18 protein-coding genes are annotated in these 16595 nt (G+C 41.7%); 12 read left to right on the top strand and 6 right to left on the bottom strand.

Going from position 1 to position 16595, the window contains the following annotated elements; all coding sequences use genetic code 11:
* The first annotated feature begins 1 nt into the window (after window position 1).
* The 8 genes from IGJ01_RS07530 to IGJ01_RS07565 all read left to right on the top strand — a co-directional run bounded on the left by IGJ01_RS07530 (window position 2) and on the right by IGJ01_RS07565 (window position 6902).
* Window positions 2–2026 (top strand): FtsX-like permease family protein, encoded by a 2025-nt coding sequence (locus tag IGJ01_RS07530; RefSeq protein WP_430601586.1) that lies wholly within the window; start codon window positions 2–4, stop codon window positions 2024–2026.
* A 251-nt stretch (window positions 2027–2277) separates the two neighbouring features.
* Window positions 2278–2961, top strand: a complete 684-nt coding sequence (locus IGJ01_RS07535; protein WP_275626146.1) for a M23 family metallopeptidase — start codon at window positions 2278–2280, stop codon at window positions 2959–2961.
* Window positions 2962–3103: 142 nt separating this feature from the next.
* Window positions 3104–3640: a CDP-alcohol phosphatidyltransferase family protein gene (locus tag IGJ01_RS07540; protein ID WP_430601587.1), complete on the top strand. Its 537-nt coding sequence runs from the start codon at window positions 3104–3106 to the stop codon at window positions 3638–3640.
* Between the two features lie 140 nt (window positions 3641–3780).
* Window positions 3781–4764 (top strand): serine hydrolase domain-containing protein, encoded by a 984-nt coding sequence (locus IGJ01_RS07545; protein WP_275626145.1) that lies wholly within the window; start codon window positions 3781–3783, stop codon window positions 4762–4764.
* 268 nt (window positions 4765–5032) lie between these two features.
* Window positions 5033–5398: a hypothetical protein gene (locus tag IGJ01_RS07550; protein ID WP_005236340.1), complete on the top strand. Its 366-nt coding sequence runs from the start codon at window positions 5033–5035 to the stop codon at window positions 5396–5398.
* A gap of 171 nt (window positions 5399–5569) precedes the next feature.
* Window positions 5570–5701 carry a hypothetical protein gene (locus IGJ01_RS07555; RefSeq protein WP_275626144.1) on the top strand — a complete coding sequence of 44 codons (132 nt, stop codon included), beginning with the start codon at window positions 5570–5572 and terminating at the stop codon, window positions 5699–5701.
* A 282-nt stretch (window positions 5702–5983) separates the two neighbouring features.
* Window positions 5984–6397, top strand: a complete 414-nt coding sequence (locus tag IGJ01_RS07560) for a hypothetical protein (protein WP_275626143.1) — start codon at window positions 5984–5986, stop codon at window positions 6395–6397.
* A 43-nt stretch (window positions 6398–6440) separates the two neighbouring features.
* Window positions 6441–6902, top strand: coding sequence for a DUF3788 domain-containing protein (locus tag IGJ01_RS07565; RefSeq protein WP_430601588.1), 462 nt, complete (start codon window positions 6441–6443; stop codon window positions 6900–6902).
* A 309-nt stretch (window positions 6903–7211) separates the two neighbouring features.
* Here the strand turns inward: IGJ01_RS07565 and IGJ01_RS07570 are convergent, their stop codons facing one another.
* Complete coding sequence (locus IGJ01_RS07570) at window positions 7212–8090, bottom strand: LysR family transcriptional regulator (protein ID WP_016613358.1); 879 nt, start codon at window positions 8088–8090, stop codon at window positions 7212–7214.
* A gap of 215 nt (window positions 8091–8305) precedes the next feature.
* On the opposite strand from IGJ01_RS07570, the gene IGJ01_RS07575 reads away from it, so the two are divergent.
* From IGJ01_RS07575 to IGJ01_RS07585, 3 genes are all read left to right on the top strand, one after another.
* Window positions 8306–9403: an alpha/beta hydrolase gene (locus IGJ01_RS07575; protein WP_008381394.1), complete on the top strand. Its 1098-nt coding sequence runs from the start codon at window positions 8306–8308 to the stop codon at window positions 9401–9403.
* A gap of 124 nt (window positions 9404–9527) precedes the next feature.
* Entirely contained in the window at window positions 9528–10037 is a 510-nt protein-coding gene (locus tag IGJ01_RS07580) for a cyclophilin-like fold protein (protein WP_008381393.1), read from the top strand.
* A 22-nt stretch (window positions 10038–10059) separates the two neighbouring features.
* The gene (locus IGJ01_RS07585; protein ID WP_005236324.1) at window positions 10060–10629 is read left to right on the top strand and encodes a sugar O-acetyltransferase; all 570 of its coding nucleotides are present in this window, start codon (window positions 10060–10062) and stop codon (window positions 10627–10629) included.
* 78 nt (window positions 10630–10707) lie between these two features.
* On the opposite strand, the gene IGJ01_RS07590 is transcribed toward IGJ01_RS07585, so the two are convergent.
* Window positions 10708–12162 carry a flotillin family protein gene (locus IGJ01_RS07590; protein ID WP_008381386.1) on the bottom strand — a complete coding sequence of 485 codons (1455 nt, stop codon included), beginning with the start codon at window positions 12160–12162 and terminating at the stop codon, window positions 10708–10710.
* Window positions 12163–12187: 25 nt separating this feature from the next.
* On the bottom strand, window positions 12188–12733 hold the full coding sequence (locus IGJ01_RS07595; protein ID WP_016620851.1) for an NfeD family protein: 546 nt from the start codon (window positions 12731–12733) through the stop codon (window positions 12188–12190).
* Window positions 12734–13144: 411 nt separating this feature from the next.
* On the opposite strand from IGJ01_RS07595, the gene IGJ01_RS07600 reads away from it, so the two are divergent.
* Window positions 13145–13273, top strand: coding sequence for a hypothetical protein (locus IGJ01_RS07600; RefSeq protein ID WP_005236316.1), 129 nt, complete (start codon window positions 13145–13147; stop codon window positions 13271–13273).
* 77 nt (window positions 13274–13350) lie between these two features.
* Here IGJ01_RS07600 and spxB read toward each other — a convergent pair whose 3' ends face one another.
* The 3 genes from spxB to IGJ01_RS07615 form a co-directional block, all read right to left on the bottom strand.
* Entirely contained in the window at window positions 13351–15084 is a 1734-nt protein-coding gene (spxB, locus tag IGJ01_RS07605; RefSeq protein WP_016620850.1) for a pyruvate oxidase, read from the bottom strand.
* A gap of 127 nt (window positions 15085–15211) precedes the next feature.
* On the bottom strand, window positions 15212–15904 hold the full coding sequence (locus IGJ01_RS07610) for an N-acetylmannosamine-6-phosphate 2-epimerase (protein WP_430601589.1): 693 nt from the start codon (window positions 15902–15904) through the stop codon (window positions 15212–15214).
* Window positions 15905–16079: 175 nt separating this feature from the next.
* On the bottom strand, window positions 16080–16565 hold the full coding sequence (locus tag IGJ01_RS07615) for a MerR family transcriptional regulator (protein ID WP_005236312.1): 486 nt from the start codon (window positions 16563–16565) through the stop codon (window positions 16080–16082).
* Window positions 16566–16595: the final 30 nt, after the last annotated feature.

Below are 16595 nucleotides of genomic sequence, written 5' to 3' on the forward strand. Positions count from 1 at the left end.
AATGTTCTTTCAAAAAATCGCCTTCTCCAATTTACGTAAAAATGCCAAAGCCTACACACCCTTTTTAGTATCCATGAGTTTCTTGGTAGCTGTTTTGATGATGACGCAAATCATCGTGAACAATCCGGGGATGAAGGAACTTCCTAGTAGTCAAAGCGCCATTTTCATGTTTCATTTAGGAAATATCATCCTGATGATCTTTGCGGCGATCTTTTCCTTTTACACCAATAACTTTTTGATCAAGCAGCGAAAAAAAGAATTTGGTCTCTACAATGTTTTGGGACTAGGAAAACGCGAGATAGCCTTCGTGGTCTTTTGGGAACTCTTTTACAGTTTTCTTATTAGTCTTGCGGCCGGACTGATCAGTGGCTTATTGTTTGCACGATTAGGATTTTTGATCCTGAAGAAAATCTTAGCCGTAGGCGAATTCTTTGTTTTTAAACTTTCATTTGAAAGTATCGGATTTGTGATCCTCTATTTTATGTGCGTGTTTGGTTGTCTATTTTTAATTGACCTGTTGCAAGTACGAAAAACCAACCCACTTCAACTGCTACAGGGAAGCAAGCGTAATGAAAAAGAGCCTCGTGCGAAAGGCATTTTAGCACTATTAGGTGTCCTTTGTTTAGTAGCCGGCTATACGATCTCTGTGACGATCAAGTCTCCCATCAGTGCCTTAGGCCTGTTCTTTGTCGCAGTGATCCTCGTGATTTTAGCCACCTATCTGTTGTTTATTTCTGGCAGTATCAAAGCGTTGCAGTTTTTAAGAAAACGAACGACCTATTATTATCAAACGAACCATTTTATCAATGTCTCTACCATGTTATATCGGATGAAGCAAAATGCGGCTGGTTTAGCAAGTATTTGTATTTTATCAACGATGGTGTTAGTGACAGTTGCTACGACCGCCAGTCTTTATTTTGGACAAAAGAATGTGATCGAAACCCGTTTTCCTTACGATGTTCAAATTGAGTCAGCGGCTGATTCCCAGCAAATCAACACAGTGATTGATGGACTTGAAGAGAAGCTAACGATCAAAGAGCGCCAGCAAGTCACTACAACAAGACCGTTGCTTTTTACCTTTGAGGAACCAAATTTTGTTCCCTCAACCACTTTTGAAGAAAATAGCGGTAGTTTAGATAAAGCCGTGTATCTTATTTTTCTTACCAGTTCTGAATACCATGAAATCACCGGGAAAACAGGACCCGCTGACGATGAACTATTCGTTTTTCCCGCAACTTGGACCCAACAAGCATTACCAGAAAAGACGACGATCGATGATCGTCAATTTCGCTTGCGGGAATTGAAAGAACTGCCAACATTCACGAAAACAGAAAACCCGGTTCAGCATCTTGTTCTCGTGGTGGATGATCAATGGCTTACTGAAAAGCTAAGCTCTTGGTATCAAAAAGAAGATTTTCAACTTTACCAGCAACCAATGACAACAACAGTCTTTAATTTTCAAGCAGCAGAAGCAAGCGATCGCGAAGCGATCGCAAAAGAGATTCGCAGCGAACTTCTGGCAGCAGATGCTCATGCGAGCGTTCAGTCAAAAGATCTTTTTGAAGGTGAGACCAAAACCTTTACCGGCGGCTTCTTCTTCTTAGGCTTGATTTTTGGTGTGGTCTTTATTTTAGCTGCCGCATTGATCATTTATTATAAACAAGTTTCCGAAGGGATGGAGGACAAAGAACGCTTCGAGATCTTGCAAAAAGTTGGGTTAAGCCATAAGGAAGTCAAACAAGTGATCCAGCAGCAAGTCTTGATGATTTTCTCATTTCCATTGGCGGCAGCGATCATCCATCTCGCATTTGCTTTGCCGATGATTCGGAAGTTGTTGCTTCTTTTTGGTCTGACAGATCGCAACTTATTGATCACGGTATCGATTATCTCTGTTCTGCTGTTTACAATGATCTATTTAATGGTGTATTTCATCACTGCAAGAGTCTACTACCGACTTGTGGAGCGAAAACAAAAGCCGTTAAAAAAAGTTAGTCGAACGAGTCGTCACCGACAGGACCTACAGTAAAATAGAATGTGAGAACGCCTCATCCATGAAGCGACTTCTAGAAGTTAGAATTTTTGATCTAACTTTTTGGAATCACTATATGATTGAGGTGTTTTTTTTTAGCTACTCCTATTAGCCCACTTTTTTAGAGTTGAAAAAAAGGCTTAGGTGACCTATAGTGAAAAGGAGTAAAGCACAGGTATAGATTGCCGCGAGGCTGATAGTCATTTCCAAATAAAAGAGATCATGTGATCCAAAAAGGAGAAAGTCCTATGAAAGAGCAGTCGATAACCATTGAATTTCCCTTAAGAGGTGAGTGGCTTGCGCCGACTACACCAGCCAAGAAGATTCCTAGTCATGGCACCGATCGAATGGGGTTACGTTATGCGTTTGATTTTTTACAAGTCGATTTTGAGGGGAAAACAAAAGCTTTTCACGACCGAAGCTTTCTGCGCTATTTCTTCTTAGGAGTTCCCCTTGAGAACTGTTATTGTTGGGGCAAAGAAATCTATGCGCCCTGTGATGGTGAAGTGATTGTTGTAAGAGAGGGCTATCAGGAACGCAAAGTCGTTCATTGGGTTGTCGATTTTTCGATCGCTTTAAAAAATGGCTTGTTTTTTAATGAACAAAAAGATGAGTATCAACAAATAGCTGGCAACTACATTGTGATAAAAGCTTCTGAGGGCGTATATATGGCATTCGTCCATTTGCAAAAAGGATCCATCAAAGTTTCCGTAGGACAAAAAATCACCAAAGGGATGGTGATTGGCAATGTCGGGCATTCCGGCAATTCGACTTCACCTCATTTGCATTTTCAAGTGATGGACAGTAACGATATCGCCTATGCAAAAGGGCTGCCTTGTCGCTTTGAAGAATACGAGGTTTACCGAGCAGGACGATGGATAAAAGTTCGGAATCAGATACCAGATAGTACAGAACGGATACGATTTTTATAGGAGCATTAGGGACTAGCTGTGAGACTTTGATAGGGGGCATCGCCGAAATGCTTAGAAGAAAGAACATTTTAACGTTTCTGAGCTTCTTTAAAAAACTTGCAACAATCTTAGGTATTCAGAAAATGTATTTGAGGGGGAACAAATGAAGCAATTACCCAATATCATTACTACTTCTCGACTGATTCTAGCACCACTTTTACTATTCCTTCAGCCAATGTCTGGCTGGTTTTGGCTGCTTTATTCCTATTGTTTTTTAAGTGACCTTGTCGATGGGCTACTAGCAAGAAGGATAAACCTCACGAGTGAGGTCGGTGCCTTACTAGATAGTTTCGCAGATGTAAGCTTTTTTCTCGCTGTCTTTCTTTCTTTTCTACCGCAGCTTTTGGAAACCCAAACGATCATGGTTTGGATCTTGGTGATCGCTATCATCCGCTTCGTCAGTTATCTGATTGGCTATGTAAAATTTCAGTCTTTTAGCAGTCTGCATACATGGCTCAACAAAGCAGTCGGATTTCTTTTATGTATTTTTCCATTGCTGCTCATAATATTCCATGAAAGAATTGTTGTCTTGATTTTGGGAGTCATCGGCACTATTTCAGCATTAGAAGAATTGCTGATAACGATACTCGCAAAAAAACTGGATAGAAATCAAAAATCGATATTCGAAAGTTTTATGTAAGGTACCTCTATCATTGAGGGCCTTTTTTGTTTGTTCCTCTGAAGTAGTCTTTTAAAAGTCCTTTCAAAAACAATTTTAAAAATAACATTGAAAACAATTTTTAATGGTACTATGCTTATCTTTGAAGGGAGGCTTCACAAATGAACAGACAAGAACTGCATGCATGTATCAGTAAAAACCAGCCCAATATTTGCCAAATTTCTGCCTACCAAAATGGAAAGGAAGTTTACTCGGATGAATGGCATGAGTATAAGCCAGACGATACTTGCCACCTTATGTCCGCTACGAAAAGTATCGTTTCTCTACTAATCGGAATAGCGATAGATCAAGGCCTCATCAGGAGTGTCAATGACAAAGTACTCGATTATTTTCCAGACTATTCCGTAAAACGGGGCGAAAAAACGATTCACGATATTACCATCAAACACCTATTAACGATGCGAGCCCCGTATAAATGCAAAGGTGATCCATGGACAAAAGTTTGTTCGAGTGACGACTGGACCAGCGCCTCCCTTGATTTATTGGGAGGAAGAAAAGGAGTGACAAATGAATTCAATTATCAAACCGTTTGTCTGCAGATCCTCACTGGTTTGTTAGAGAAAGCTTCTGGAATGACGACCGTTGATTATGCGAACCATTATTTATTTCGCCCTCTTGGTGTAGCCGAAATAACCAATTATTATGCGAAAACGGCACAAGAACATAAGCACTTTACAATGAGCAAGGCACCAAAAAAACCAGTTTGGTTTTGCGATCCTTTAAATATTGGGGCGGCAGGTTACGGGCTATGCCTTTCAGCAAAAGATTTAGCCAAAATCGGTGAGCTATGCTTGAACCAAGGCATCCATCAAGGGAAACAAGTGATTTCCTCACAATGGCTCACTGAAATGGTCAATCCGCTAGAGACAAACATAGAGAAATTTCAAAACATGAGTTATGGATATTTGTGGTGGATTTTGGATACTGAGAAAAGCACCTATGCCGCCATCGGTAATAGCGGAAATGTCCTTTATATTGATCCCGAATCAGATTGCGTCATTGCTATTACGGCTTATTTTAAGCCAACTGTCTTTGATCGAATCGACTTTATCGAGACAGAGCTAAAACCGTTCTTTTTGCAATAATGAGCGTTAAGAAAAAGCAGTCTACTGTCAAAAGTTGATTGCTTTTTTTGTAGGCGAAAGCTTTATGATCCTTTTAATGACTATGGCAAGCAGGTGACTACGGATAAAGCTTGGCTGCTAGTCTTTTATGAATTTAAAATCTAGCAATTTGATCCCGCATATAGGAGGCCAAATCAATAATAAACGGAAGATAAATGAGAAATGAATAAAATGACCAAACTATCAACGGCGTAAACTTGGTATACTATAATTGAGAAAAAAATCACAAGTGAAAGGAGCGGTCGGAGTGTTTTCAGAAATCAGTATTTATCAAGTAAAACCAAGTGAAGTCGATACCTTTGAAGCAATCATGCAGGAAGCAACAGAGGCAATGAAGGCCATGGAGGGGGCTTTGTTCTTTCGATTAATGAAACGAACCCATTACATTAAAGAAATGAGCACCATCAAGGAAGGACGCCTGCCTGATCCATTGACAAGAGTCATAAAATGTGTGAAATATGCCCACTATTGGGAGTTTGATACCGAAGAAAACTATGGCAAAGCCCAAAAAAGGCTGTATGAAAGCTATTGGAAAGCAATCGAGAAATGTTTGATCGTTCCCCACGACAAGCTTTTAGGGGAAGTGATTGAGTGATCGTTTTAGTATCGGATGCTCTTCAGATGAACGGACTTTTTGTTGCAACTGTTTAGAAATTATAGGGAAAAATACAACGGGATGTTAAAAAGTCATTCGAATGTTGAATCGACGACTATTAGTTGTTTAAATGCTCTATTTCTTGAGGGAATCGGAAAGGAGGAACACACGATGGGACAGGTTGCATTTCATAACTTATACAAATTAATAAAAGGTACTTCAACAGCAGAATTTGTTCCAGTCGTTGAACAATTCAACCGTGAATACATTTTCAAACAAAGAGGATACCTTTCTTTTGAATGATTAGTAGATTGAGAAATTTGGGCTGACATCACCAAGTTCGAAACGAAAGAAGATGCGGAAACATTTGCCCAATGCGGTACCCCAGATGCCTTTGCACAAATGTTTTTATTCATTCATCAATCGAAACAGTTGCAGCTCTCACCTATACACGATTGAAAAAATGTTCCAATAACCATTCAGCATGGAATGGACAACGCTAAAAAACAATTTATATGAAAAGAGGAACTTCTTATGACATAAACAGCAGAATGGTATCAAGGAAAAGCCGGTCGGGCAGAACATTTGGTCTATTTAAATAAGGAAGCCAAAGAGCTTGAGAAACTGATTCATGGCGACAAAACAATGATCATTCGGGGGGCAGCCGGCAGAAAATCACCCTTAGGAGGAAGAGCCAAAATCAACGATCTTGTTTATTTTGTGGAGACCGGCGGCGATTTGACCATCACTCATCGGGGCATCATTGCCAATGTGACTGAATCTGAAAAGATGACGAAAGAAGAATCCATAGATTTTGTAGAACGCTATGAAAAAGAGTTGAATCTATCGAAAAAGCAAGTCGATCGTTGGGCAGGGAAAAAGTATCTAGCGGTCTATGAAATCGCTGAATTAGAAGAAATAACGCCATTTCAGTACAATCGTAAAAAAAATATGGACGATTGGGTCATCACTGATGATATCAACAAAATTAAATTGTAACGTAGCAAAAACCTAAAAAAAGCGCAAGGAGTTGAGCGAAAGGATGGAAGGCAAAGAGCAATTGTTTCGAGACAAAAACGTGAAACCAACAGAGCAACTGATTGCGGAATCACTGGGTGAGGGATATGCCATTTATCAACGTTTTGTCGAAACGCTTGAAAACGAGGGCATCTCTCTTATGGATTGGCGCTATTACCAAGATGGAAAAGCGTGGTTGTCCAAAGGTGAATACAAATGGACAACGACTCGTGGGACGAATAAAGTGAAACCAATTTTTTGGCTTTCGATGTGGGAGGGCTTCTTCAAAGTCTCCTTTCACTTTAGCGAGAAAGTCCGAACACAGTTATTGTCTCTACCAATCAGTGATGACACAAAAGAAATGATTCATAAGGCGCCGACCAATGGCACGAAAATGAAGTTTTTTTCTGTGATTTTTGATGTAGCGAGTGACGTTCCTTTGAGTGATATTTACCAAATCGCTGAGTTTCGAAAGCATTCTATTTAAGCAATTTTCTTTCGAAAAAATAAAATTCTTATATTTGTCGTTCTTAAAAGCTAAGGAAATTTGTATATTTTTACCCATAGCTATCGGAATGCGCAATGGCTTTTTAGGAAGTCTCGTAATAAAGAGTCGTGATTTAAAGGAGATAGGCTATTTTTTCATCTATTTCAGTGGATGGAAAAAGACGTCCAAGTTAAAGAACGGGAATGCCTTAACTGATTTTAGCCAATAAATCATCTCATTTAATAAAGAAAAACGAGGTGTTTCATGTGAAAGATGAAACACTTCGTTTTTTGTTTTTCAATACCTATCCTACGAAAACTGTTCCTTCATCCGCTCCAAGAAAAGTCCAGAAGCTTTTGAAAAAACTTGAGTGTTTTTCCAAATGACGTCAAGGTTTGATTCCAGTGCTGGGCTCAATTTTCTAAAACACAATTGGCTATCTGGGGCGAAGTTGACTAATTTATCTAGAGTCAATCCGTAACCGACACCTTCTTCTACCAGCTTTGATGCATTGTAAACTAGGTTATATGTGGCGACGACCGTCAATTTTTTCAGGTCTTTTTTCAACCATTTAGAAAGTTCACTGCTGACCAAACTTTGTCGCGAAGTAATCAAGGGAACGTCCCAGAGATCTTTTGGGGTAATGACTTCGTTGACAGCTAGAGGACTGTCTTTTCGCATCAACACGCCCCAGGTATCTTTGGCAGGTAAGCGTAAGGAATGGTACTTTTTGACGTCTGCTGGACTGATTACGACACCGAAATCCAACAATCCTTTATCCAATCGTTCTTTGACCTCATCGGCGTTGCCGCTATAAAAGTGAAATTTTATGTTAGGGTATTCAGCTTGGATTTCTTTGATGATTGCTCCTAGCAACTGAATCACATAAGTTTCTCCAGCTCCGATCGATACATTGCCGGCGATCGTATCTCGAGGCGACAAAAATTCTGAGCGGGTCTTTTCTAATAATTCTACGATTTCTTCCGCCCGTTTACGAAACAACAGTCCGTCTTCTGTTAGTGTGATTTTGCGATTGCCTCGGGTGAACAACGTCACGCCTAATTCTTTTTCTAGCTCCATCAATTGTCGGGACAAGGAAGGTTGAGAAAGATGCAGATGTTTTGCGGCAGCCGAAATTGTCTCTTTTTCTGCAACTGCTAAAAAGGTGGTCAGATTTTTTAATTCCATTTAAAATGCTCCTCTTGTTATTCGTATAATGAATAGTTAGGTATTTGATATTGATATTTTACATGGAAAAGACCGCGAAGTACAATAGATTTAATCCGAGAATCACTCTTTTGATCTATGAGTTGCTGGTAACAAACAAAAGATCAAAAGAGAAAAGGAGTTGTATATGTCGCCCTAAGGTACAGGATGATTGACCATGAAAGAAGGCGAATGAAATGAAAAATTGGCAAAAAAAGGCACTTGTATCACTATTGATGCTAGCACCACTTATTTTAGGTGCTTGCAGCAGCAATAACGAGGCGGCAAACGAAGCAACACAAGCCAGTTCAGGAGGAGAAACGATGACAGAAAATGTTTCATTTACAGATGAATGGGACAAAGTTTTCCCAGAAAGTGACACGGTGAATCACCGAAAAGTAACTTTTGAAAATCGCTACGGCATCACTTTAGTTGCTGATCTTTATGAACCAATTGATGCGCAAGGACCACTTCCAGCAATCGCGGTTAGCGGACCCTTTGGGGCAGTCAAAGAACAGACATCTGGTCTATATGCCCAAACGATGGCTGAACGAGGTTTTGTTACGATCGCTTTTGATCCTTCATACACAGGCGAAAGCGGTGGGGAACCACGCTATGTGGCATCACCAGATATCAATACAGAAGACTTTCAGGCAGCAGTCGATTTTTTGTCAGTCCAAGAAAATGTAGATGAAGAAAGAATCGGCTTGATCGGAATTTGCGGTTGGGGCGGGATGGCATTGAATGCCGCAGCCATTGATACCCGTGTGAGAGCGACGGTTTCCGCCACGATGTATGACATGTCGAGAGTCAATGCTCAGGGGTATTTTGATGAGATGGGGGCTGAAGGACGTCATGAATTGCGCCAACAGCTGAACGCCCAGCGGACAGTCGATTTTGCTAACGGTAGCTACGAAAGAGCAGGTGGAGTGCCAGATACACTACCGGAGGATGCACCGGTCTTTATGCAAGATTATTTCGATTACTACAAAACGGAACGCGGCTATCATGAACGTTCGTTAAATTCTAATGACGGTTGGAACGTGACATCATCGCTGTCGTTCTTAAATATGCCGCTCTTGTCGTATATCGATGAGATCCAAAGCGCCGTTTTATTACTACATGGGGAAGAAGCCCACTCTCTTTACTTCAGTCAAGACGCCTTTGAACAATTACAAGGCGATAACAAAGAGTTGACGGTCATTCCTAATGCTTCGCACGTTGATCTATATGATCAAACAGACGTAATTCCTTTTGATCAAATGACCCAATTCTTCCAAGAACATTTGAACTAAATAGCCACAACGATCTTCACGACTGTTCGGTCACTCTGCCTCTGCTGAGCAGTCGTGTTTTTTTGAAAATACGTATTCAGTTGCCCGCTTCTACATAGAATCATCACCAGAAAGGAGCGAAGAGATGCTTATAAAATTGATATCCGCTATTTTGCTGTTCTTATTAAGTGCCTGTGGGACAAGCGAAACAGAGAGAACCAATATGCAATCCGCTAACGAAACTTCATCGGAAGCTAGCCAAGAGAATGTCCAGCAGTTTTCAGCAGCAACAGCTGTCGTCATTACGGTTGGTCAACAGGATTTTCTAGCGAAGTTTTATGAAAATGAGGTGTCTGAGCACCTAATGAATCAAATGCCCTTTACGGTGACAATGAGTGATTTGAACAACAACGAGAAATATTATCGTTTTTCTGAGAATTTGCCAGAAATGACTACAGAACGGCCGGAGATCATTCACGAAGGAGAAATCATGAGCTGGAATAGTCATACGTTGGTGCTGTTTTATCAGACCTTTACCAATTCTTATGGTGGTTATAATCGTATCGGTGTCATTGAAGATCCGACGGGGTTAAAAGAAGTACTTGGGGCGGAAGACGTAGAGGTTATTTTTTCGTTAAGAAATCCTCGTGAATAACAAATGAATAGGAGAAAAACACATGACGATCGATCAATTAAACAAACTCATGGCAAGTGGCGAACCCTTACTTGCCGGTTCGCAAGCTTCCAAACAAATGGTAGCTCTGAGTGCTAAGGCGAGAAAAATCACGATGAAAATCAATACAGTCTACCATGAGTCTGATGAGTTACAAGAACTTTTTGCCCAATTAACAGGAAAACCAGTTGAGCCGACTTTTTCGCTGTTTCCACCCTTTTATACAGATTATGGCAAGAATATCAGCATTGGCAAAGATGTCTTTATCAATGCGGGTTGTCATTTTCAAGACCAAGGAGGGATCACGATCGGTGATGATACCCTAATTGGGCATAACGTTGTTCTAGCTACCTTGAATCATGGCCTTCACCCTGAAGATCGTAGCACGCTTTATCCAGCCCCCATTACGATTGGGAAGAATGTCTGGATTGGCTCAAATGCAACGATCGTTGCCGGTGTGACCATCGGTGACCATGCGATCATTGCTGCTGGGTCGGTGGTGACCAAAGATGTCGCTGAGCGCACGATCGTGGCTGGTGTACCTGCAAAATATGTCAAAGAGGTTACTGAGTAAGCATAATAGCAATGAGTAAGAAAAAAACTGCTGTTCGCCTTGTCGCTTGTAAAGCGATGAAGACTAACAGCAGTTTTCTTATTCTTGAGGCGGCTCGCTCGTAGTGGAACCGGCGAAGTTTTCAATCAACGATTTCACATCAAGACCGAGGGTTTCTTTCAACGTTTCTTGTGTGGTCGATAAGAGATTGGTGGCGTAATTGGTGACACGATTGGCACCGCCACCTTCACCTGATCCTGTATCAACGACTGAAATTTTATCGATATTGCCTAATGGTGCGGCTGCTTCTTTGACTAATTGTGGCAGGATCTCGACGATCATGCTCAGAATGGCTGCTTCATCGTATTTCTTGAAGGCTTCAGCGACTTTTTCTTTCGTTTCGGCTTCTGCCGTTCCTTTCGCCAAAGTGGTTTCGGCTTCTGCCAAACCGATCAAACGAATCTTATCGGCTTCGGCTTTTGCCAAGGACTCTGTTCGAAATTGCTCGGCTTCAGTGGTAGCTAAGGCAGATGCTTTTTTGGCTAGCGCTTCTTGTTCAAGCGCATAACGATCCGCATCGGCTTTTTTCTTGATCTCTGAATCAAATTGCTTCTCACGACGCAAGATTTCTTTTTCTTCCAATTCGATTTGTTTTTGTCGTTCAACGACTTCGACTTCAATCTCTTGTTCTCGGACTTTTTGTTTCATGATGGCACTTTGTAGATGATAGGCTTGATCGGCATCGGCTTTGGCGATGTCTTGTTCTTTCTTATAAAGCGCCAGCTTCAATTCTTTTTCCTTCAATGCTTCAGCGATTTCGGTCATGCGTTTTGATTCCGCTGTTTGCGATTCTTGTTCCGATTGGGCTTTTTTGATGCGGGTTTCTTTCAGTGCTTCAGCTTCCGCAATTTCAGCATCCCGTTTGACTTGGGCGATTCTAGGCTTTCCAAGAGAATCCAAATAGCCGTTTTTGTCTCGTACTTCTTTGATCGTAAAGGAGACAATGATCAAGCCCATTTTCGCTAGATCGACAGAGGCTACTTCTTGCACACTTTGGCTGAATTTGTCGCGATTTTGATAAATTTCTTCCACAGTCATCGAACCAAGGATCGAACGCAAATGGCCTTCTAGCACTTCCCGCGCTTCATTTTCTAATTCTTCACGGGTTTTTCCTAGAAATTGTTCCGCTGCCGTTGCAATTTCTTCCACGGATGAGCCGATCTTAATAATGGAAGTTCCGTCACACATCACGGGAACCCCTTGTTCAGTGTAGACTTCCGGCGTTGAGACATCCAGCTTGCTGGAGAGCAAACTGATTCGATTCGATCGTTGAAACACTGGCAAAACAAAGGCTCCGCCACCACGCACGATTTTGATTTTGTTGTTGCTTTCATCGGCGTGTACATTTTTGCTACCTAGATAGCTTCCGCTGATGATCAATGCTTCATCGGGCTTGGCTGTTTGATATTTCGTGACAAAGACGATCAAAAGCATTAATAAAATGAATGCCACGATGGCGATCGGGAAAACGATTGGTGATAATAGAATATCCATAGATACACCTCTTTAGTGATTTAGTTTAGTTATCCAAAAATTTTTTTGTGTAAGGAACGACGTAGCAAACTCGTTCTTTGACTTCAATAATCAAAACCTTCGATCCAGCTGCTAATGGTTCATCGATTGGTTGGAAAGCCGTAGCTGGTCGATTGCTTGAACCAGTGACACTTGTGAGTTGAATTTCGCCCATTCCTTCACAAGGAATCGGCGTCAGCACCGTTGCGATGCGACCTTCAAAATCTTTCTCAGAACTTGACAGTGTCGCTTCCGCATTTCGCATGGGAATCAGCACGTAAAAATTCAAGAGAAAAACGAGCCCTGTAGCAAGGCAGCCGCTAATGACGAAAAGTAGGAGCGAATAGCCAGACAGAAAAGTTTCTCCTAAGTAACCGAAGAGACTTGTAAAGGCAAACCATGGAATAATTAACATCGGATCGACTGGTCCGTCGAAATCGAAGATATCCCCAAACAGAAGCAGCAAAAAGGCTAAAACAGCACAGCCAATCAAAACATACAAATAAATTTGCTCAGGTGCATAAGTGTGCAGCACATATCCACCTCCTTTCAAATAGCGTGATTTGTGAGAACGACGAAAGTTAGGAGACAATCGTAAGAAGAACGAAGGAAGCAAAAGAAAGGAACAGAGATTCTGTTATAATTATACCAATAAATAATAAAAATATTCGATATAATTAGATAAAATGATAAAATAATATAATAAATGGTGGTTTGTTATTTGGGAGAAGGCAACAAAAGCACATGATTTTTTCAAGAGCCATTGACAAACAATCAAAATCAAAGTAGATTAAATCAGGGTAGTAAAAATGTCAAAAGGAACTGCTGACTCTAGACACGTCAATAGGCAGCGTTTGTTTTTTAACCCAATCGAAATAAAGTAGTTGTTCGCAAACATAAAAGAAGTCAGGAACACTTCTTTTCAACCGACAGATCGTATTGCTAAGAAATAGAGGTGGAATCGATGGATCAAAAAGAAAAAATGTTAGAACTAATCAAGAAAAAACAAGGCGGCGGCCGTTCAAAAAAGATGGAATCCCCAAAAAATGATCGGAAAAACATGCGTAAAGGCCCGAAAATTTATAATAAGTAAGGCGATGGATTATTAATACGAAATGAGCGATTAAAAAAAGAGAGAAGGACAGGGTTGCTGTCTTTCTCTCTTCTTTTTTATTCCTCAGAATTCACGTACAACTCACTCAAAGCTGGCAGATCATGGACTTGGTATTTTGCTTTAAACGCTGCGATTTCTTCAGCGCTGAAGCGGTTCGGATCAAGTTTCAGTTCTTCGACAGGAAGAGGTCGTTCGTTAGCGATCTTGACATCGATCACCACAGGTCCGTTGATTTCTTTAGCTTGTGTAAAGACGGATGCTAATTCATCTTCCTTCGTTACCGTGAAGCCTTTCGCACCTAATGCTTCCCCAACTTTACCAAAATCAGCACCGGCTAGTTGGACACCGAACTTGGTTTGCTCGGTATCTTCTTGCTCCGCTTCGATGAAGCCGAATGAGTCATTGGAAAAGACCACGTTGATGATTGGTAAATCATATTTCACTTGGGTGATGATGTCTTGCATTTGCATCGCAAAACCGCCATCCCCACTAAAGGTAAATACTTGGCGATTCGGATAGCTCAATTGAGCTGCGATCCCACCAGGTACACCATTACCCATTGTCGCAAACCAGCCAGACGTTATAAAACGCTGTTCACCCGTCATTTCTAAATGACGGATACTGTGGATCGTCACATTACCGACATCCGTGACAAACAGGGCATCAGGAGCTGCAATCCGGTTGATTTCTCGATAGACAGGTTCAGGACGCAAAGGAACTTGCGAATCATGGTAAAAATGATGGCGCCATGCATGCCAATTGCGACAGTTTTCTTGATTGGCTTTTAACCAAGCATCTGCAGGACGAGGGGCTGCCATCTCTGTCCATTTTCTAAGAGCGGTCGCACCATCTCCTAAAACGGAGACATCCGTCTGATGACGACGACCAAATTTCGAGGCGTCGATATCAACTTGGACAAAGTTGGCACCAGGATTGAAAAAGCGGCGGCCAAAAGGGAAGTCACTGCCGACAAAAACGATGAGATCGGCTTCTGCCAAAGCTTCATTGGCAGGTTTTGTCGCAACCCGTCCAGCAAATCCAAGAAAGTTTTCATAAAGATCAGGCACGATGCCTTTGGCTAAGACAGAAGCTGCGATAGGCATCGAGAAATGCTTAGAAAAAGCATCGATGGCATCAAAATGACCAAAGAGACCTTGTCCGATATAAAGGACGGGTTTTTTTGCTTGTTCAAAATAAGGAAGGGCAGCCTGTAAACCCTCTTCATCAGGCTGGAGAACACCTGTCTTATGATTTTTTGCGGTTGCAATCTCCTGTTCGTCGATTTCTGCAAACCCGTAATCGACCGGGATCGTTACCACAGCGACTCCTTTAAATTTGTAGGCTGCTTTAATGGCTTCGTCCACCACGTGGGGCAAACTTTCAGGGGACATGACCGTGCGATTGTAGATACTGACATCAGCGAACATCGGATTTTCATTCATTTCTTGAAAATCATTGTAGTTCATCGAGCTCGAAGCTACTTGTCCTAACAAGGCAACGACGGGCACATTATCCATTTGAGCATCGTATAAGCCATTGATCAAATGGGTGGCACCCGGACCAGCAGAACCAAAAACCGCACCGACTTTTCCCGTTAGCTTGGCATCAGCCGCCGCTGCCAGCGCACCCGCTTCTTCATGACGTACTTGAACATATTTGACCGATTGCCGTTCATGGTACAAAGCATCCATCGTTGAGTTGAAAGATCCACCGGGGATTCCATAGATATGGTCGATGCCCCACGCTTCAAAAATCTTGATCATTGCTGTACCAGCATTGATTTTTGTCATTTTCTTCACTCGCTTTCTCTGTTGTCATTCGTTCTCTTTTAAGTATAAACGTTTCTCAAAAAGACAACAAAGAATGCGCCTTCTGTCACAAGGCGCATAGAAAGACTTATTTTAGGAAATGAACGACTCAGTTGCGAAGCTCTTGCACGAATCGACTGGCGATCTCTTTTGGTCGGGTGATGGCACCACCAACCACGATACCGGTCACACCCATATCCTGAATTTTTTTTGCTTGTTCCGGTGTGTGGATCTTGCCTTCGGCTATTACCGGAACCTTCGCCGCAACCAATTGCTGGATCAACTGATAGTCCGGTTCGTCATTGGTAGGACTGTTCGCCGTGTAGCCGGACAAAGTTGTACCAACAAAATCGATGCCCGCTTCAAAGGCATTGATGCCTTCCTCATAGGTGGCGATATCTGCCATGAGTAGTTGATGGGGATAAAGAGTTTTGATTTGCTTAATAAAGGCATTAATGGTCAAGCCATCATGACGTTTGCGCAAGGTGCAGTCCAAGGCGATCACCGCAATATGTAAAGCTGCTAATTCGTGTACCTCTTTGATGGTTGCTGTGATAAATGGTTCTTCCGGTGGATAGTCTTTTTTGATGATTCCGATGATCGGCAAATCAACAGCTGCTTGGATCTCGCGAATATCGCGAACGGAATTGGCACGGATGCCAACAGCACCAGCTTCTTGAGCTGCTTTTGCCAATAGGGGCATGACACCGCCGTTTTCGGTATATAGGGGTTCTCCAGGCAATGCTTGACAAGAAACGATCACTCCGTCCTTGATTTGTTGGATAAAAACTTCTTTTTCCATGTATATGACACTTCCCATTCTTGTAAAGGTTCGTTTCTCCCTTCGACTATATCATGAGGCTTTTTCCTTGTAAATGAAACGACACCTTCTTTAAAAGGAAAGCGAACACCAAAAAAGAAGCAAGCACCGTCATCAAGGGTGCTTGCTTCATTAGGAGGTGAGGATAGGGAATCCTTTATTCCGCTTGTTTTGACGTGCATTGCTTGAACTTCTCAAAATCGATCGTTTGATTAGCAGACAGCACTTCGTATTGCAATCGTTCTGTTTCTTCATCGTGAATGATATGGAGGATTTTTCCGTCTTCGTCTACTGGTCCCAGACTGATGATCGTAAACCGTTCATTGATGACTTCTAAATTCTGTAAAACCCCAGAAAACACTTTGCGAATATGATGGGCGGTCTTGATTTTTTTGTCTGCTTTTTCAACAGCCTTGGCTAACGTAAAGCCTTCATCTAAAAACGTTTTGATCATTTCCACTTTGACGACCGTGGGCAGTCGGTATTTTCGTGGGGCATTTTCTTCTTGTGGGACCGATTGAATAAATCCTTTTTGTTCCCAATAACGCAATTGGCGAGGGGAGATATCACACATTTGGCTAAGTTCGCTGATGCCGACCAACAAGTTTTCATTATCAACGAGTTTTCGAAAAAGATGAGACATACGGACTCCATTCTTGTAAAGGTATTTGTT

It is taken from the genome of Enterococcus sp. AZ089 (assembly GCF_050547225.1).
Lineage (GTDB): Bacteria > Bacillota > Bacilli > Lactobacillales > Enterococcaceae > Enterococcus_D > Enterococcus_D entomosocium.

Coding starts and splice junctions, on each gene's coding strand:
- IGJ01_RS07610 (WP_430601589.1), bottom strand. CDS start 15,904: ATGGAAAAAGAAGTTTTTATCCAACAAATCAAGGACGGAGTGATCGTT.
- IGJ01_RS07530 (WP_430601586.1), top strand. CDS start 2: ATGTTCTTTCAAAAAATCGCCTTCTCCAATTTACGTAAAAATGCCAAA.
- IGJ01_RS07585 (WP_005236324.1), top strand. CDS start 10,060: ATGACGATCGATCAATTAAACAAACTCATGGCAAGTGGCGAACCCTTA.
- IGJ01_RS07600 (WP_005236316.1), top strand. CDS start 13,145: ATGGATCAAAAAGAAAAAATGTTAGAACTAATCAAGAAAAAACAAGGC.
- spxB (WP_016620850.1), bottom strand. CDS start 15,084: ATGACAAAAATCAATGCTGGTACAGCAATGATCAAGATTTTTGAAGCG.
- IGJ01_RS07555 (WP_275626144.1), top strand. CDS start 5,570: ATGGGACAGGTTGCATTTCATAACTTATACAAATTAATAAAAGGTACT.
- IGJ01_RS07535 (WP_275626146.1), top strand. CDS start 2,278: ATGAAAGAGCAGTCGATAACCATTGAATTTCCCTTAAGAGGTGAGTGG.
- IGJ01_RS07590 (WP_008381386.1), bottom strand. CDS start 12,162: ATGGATATTCTATTATCACCAATCGTTTTCCCGATCGCCATCGTGGCA.
- IGJ01_RS07540 (WP_430601587.1), top strand. CDS start 3,104: ATGAAGCAATTACCCAATATCATTACTACTTCTCGACTGATTCTAGCA.
- IGJ01_RS07570 (WP_016613358.1), bottom strand. CDS start 8,090: ATGGAATTAAAAAATCTGACCACCTTTTTAGCAGTTGCAGAAAAAGAG.
- IGJ01_RS07580 (WP_008381393.1), top strand. CDS start 9,528: ATGCTTATAAAATTGATATCCGCTATTTTGCTGTTCTTATTAAGTGCC.
- IGJ01_RS07575 (WP_008381394.1), top strand. CDS start 8,306: ATGAAAAATTGGCAAAAAAAGGCACTTGTATCACTATTGATGCTAGCA.
- IGJ01_RS07565 (WP_430601588.1), top strand. CDS start 6,441: ATGGAAGGCAAAGAGCAATTGTTTCGAGACAAAAACGTGAAACCAACA.
- IGJ01_RS07615 (WP_005236312.1), bottom strand. CDS start 16,565: ATGTCTCATCTTTTTCGAAAACTCGTTGATAATGAAAACTTGTTGGTC.
- IGJ01_RS07545 (WP_275626145.1), top strand. CDS start 3,781: ATGAACAGACAAGAACTGCATGCATGTATCAGTAAAAACCAGCCCAAT.